Annotated in this window: 1 protein-coding gene; it reads right to left on the reverse strand. The window is 68.0% G+C overall.

Features of this window, described 5'->3' with window-relative positions; translation table 11 throughout:
- Positions 1 to 2,325, reverse strand: a 2,325-nt coding sequence (locus LQV45_RS25760; protein WP_230009481.1) for a hypothetical protein, incomplete at its 3' end; no start/stop codon positions are given.
- Between the last annotated feature and the right edge of the window lie 140 nt (positions 2,326 to 2,465).

Genomic DNA, 2,465 nt, shown 5'->3' on the forward strand with positions numbered 1-2,465 from the left:
GTCGGAGCCCGCGTCGCCGATCTCGGCGACCCGGCGCACTTGCTCGTCCACGGTCTTGTAGACCTCGGCGGCGGTCTCGGCCGAGACCTCGCGCATGGACTTCTTTATCTTGTCGCCGAGCCCGTCCTGCTGCTCCTTGAGCTTCGCGAGCGTCGAGCCGACCCGGCCGGAGGAGTCGATCGCCTTACCAAGCGCGGCGTCCAGGGCAGCGAGTTCGCGCCTGTTGCTGTTGACGTCGCCCGTGGCGGCGCCGTCGAGAGCCTTCGTGGCTTCTTTGATGGCGTCCAGCTTGGCCTCGATGTCGTCGATCGTCGTCCCCAAAGTGGTGAACGCCTGGCCGATCTCCTCGTCCGGGGCGGTGGTGTCGGTGGCCGCCAGGACCGCGTCCCAGGCGGCCGTCTGGGCCTGGATCCGATCGTCCAGCGGGTCCTTGAACCCCAGCGGCGGGCGCAGTTCCTGCGCGGGGTTTCCGCTTTCATCCGTGGGCTCGCACGGTGCGGACGTCAGGTAGGAACGCAGCCGCTCCGCTTGCTCGGCGGACAGTCGGCCCTCGCGGGGGGAGGCGCCGTCGGCCATCTTGCACAACTCGTCGGCGAGCCGCTGCGTTTGCTGCGTCATCGAGCCGTTCAGCAGCGAGCGGTCACCCAACTCGCCCCGGGCGTCCTGCGCAGTCTTCTTGATGTCGCCCAGCTTCTGCCGCAGGCCGTCGATGCTGCCGCGGACCGCAGCGGCCGCGTCCCGGGTCGCGGCGACGGAGCCCCGGGCGGACTTGATCGCTTCTTCCACGTTTGCGAGGGCAGTCTTGTAGTCTTCCGTGGTCTCGGCGCCGTCGAGGACCGCAACGAAATCGGCGCGCACCTTCTCCAGCGTGACGGCGGCAGCCTCCTGATCCTTGATCGCGCCCTCGACCATCTGCGGCTGCAGGTCCGCCACGAGCTCGTCGCCCTTCTTCACCAGGCCCAGCAACGCGCCGGTGACGGTCACGGCAGAGCCGTAAAGGGAGCATGTCATCGAGCCCTGCTCCGCGCATTCCTCCGCGGTGGGGTCCTCGGGGCCCATGGTGGCCTTGATGGCGCCCGCCACGATATCCCGGCAGCCCGCACTCACCTTCGCGTATGCGTCGAGCTGCGAGGCCATGGTCTGGATGCTGGAATAGACCGTGGCCGCCTTCCCCGATTTGGGCACCTCCGCGGTGCAGCCGTCACCGTTGATGGGAGCCGTCGCGGGCACGGCCGAGGTGTCGCCCAGCATCGCGTCCACGGCGGCGACGGTCAGCTTCAGCTGGGACGCGGTGGTGGACTGCGTTGACTTCGTCGCGGCCTCCAGGTCCGCGCCGAGAGTCTTCAGTTGCTCCTTCAGGTCCACCATGGTTGCGGCCAGGGCCGTGGAGTTATCGCGCAGCTCGCCCGCGGTCTTCGCACCCAGGGTCTGAGAGGTCTCCTGCAGGTTCTGCCGGACCTCGGTGATGGTGGATCCGGCCTTGGTCAACACGGTGTTGACGTCCGAGACCAGCGAGATGGTGCGGCGTTGCAGCCCCATCTCGGAGCCCGCACCGGAGGAGAACGCGCCAGCGAGCACGCCGTCCGCGCTGAGGTCGGTGTTAAGGCCCGGCTGGACCGCCACGTCGAAAGCAGGGACCTGAAAGTCCTTGACCTCAGCAACGAGGCGCAGCGTGGTGCTCGCACCCGAACGGGGTGGGGCCAGCACGGTGGCCCACTGCACCACGGTGGCACCGTCCTCGGTGCTGCTCAAGACGCCGTTGGTGCCCGTTCCGCCGTCCGCAGAGCCGGCGGTGACGTCGTCGGCCCGTACACCGGTGAGCTTCGTTGAGGCGGCGATAGTCAGCGGGGCGCCCACGAGGGCGGTATCGGAGCGGGTTTGGCCCGCGGCATCGTATTCGATGACCCGCGGCTTAACCGTGAGGTTCTCCAGTGTCAGGTCGATCTCGACCGGCCCGGTGTGGCCTTGAAGCTCGGTGAGGTCGGAGCCGGACTTGTCGCCGGCCCGGTACTGCAGGCTCACTCGCACCGGCAGTTCGCCCACCGCCTGGGCGGCGTCGTACTTCGTGTCCGCTGCAGAAGAGTCGCCGGCCGCGGACACAGAGATGGTGGTGCCTTCGATCGTCTCGACCCCGGCGGCCGGGGACATGCCCACGCGCACGCTCTGCAGGAGCTTGACCGGATTGGACACCGACTCCGGCTCGGGGGCCGGGCCGCACGACGTCGTCGCGATCAGCCCCAGGCCGGCAAGGAAAGCGCCCAGCGCCCGGCCGGGCGCGATGCGGCGCCCCGGGATGTGCTGGTGCGTGGTAGTCCGTCTGGACATGATCGTCCCCTCTTCCGTTCATGTTGCCTTCAGCATGATACGGGGTTTCACTCACGAATGGACTAATCGCGGTTTGCCTGTGTCATGCGCATGACTTGGGCGGTCATGTCCCGCCGTCCTAGTTTTTCTTTTTGTTGGAT

This window comes from Microbacterium sp. Bi128, assembly GCF_918698205.1.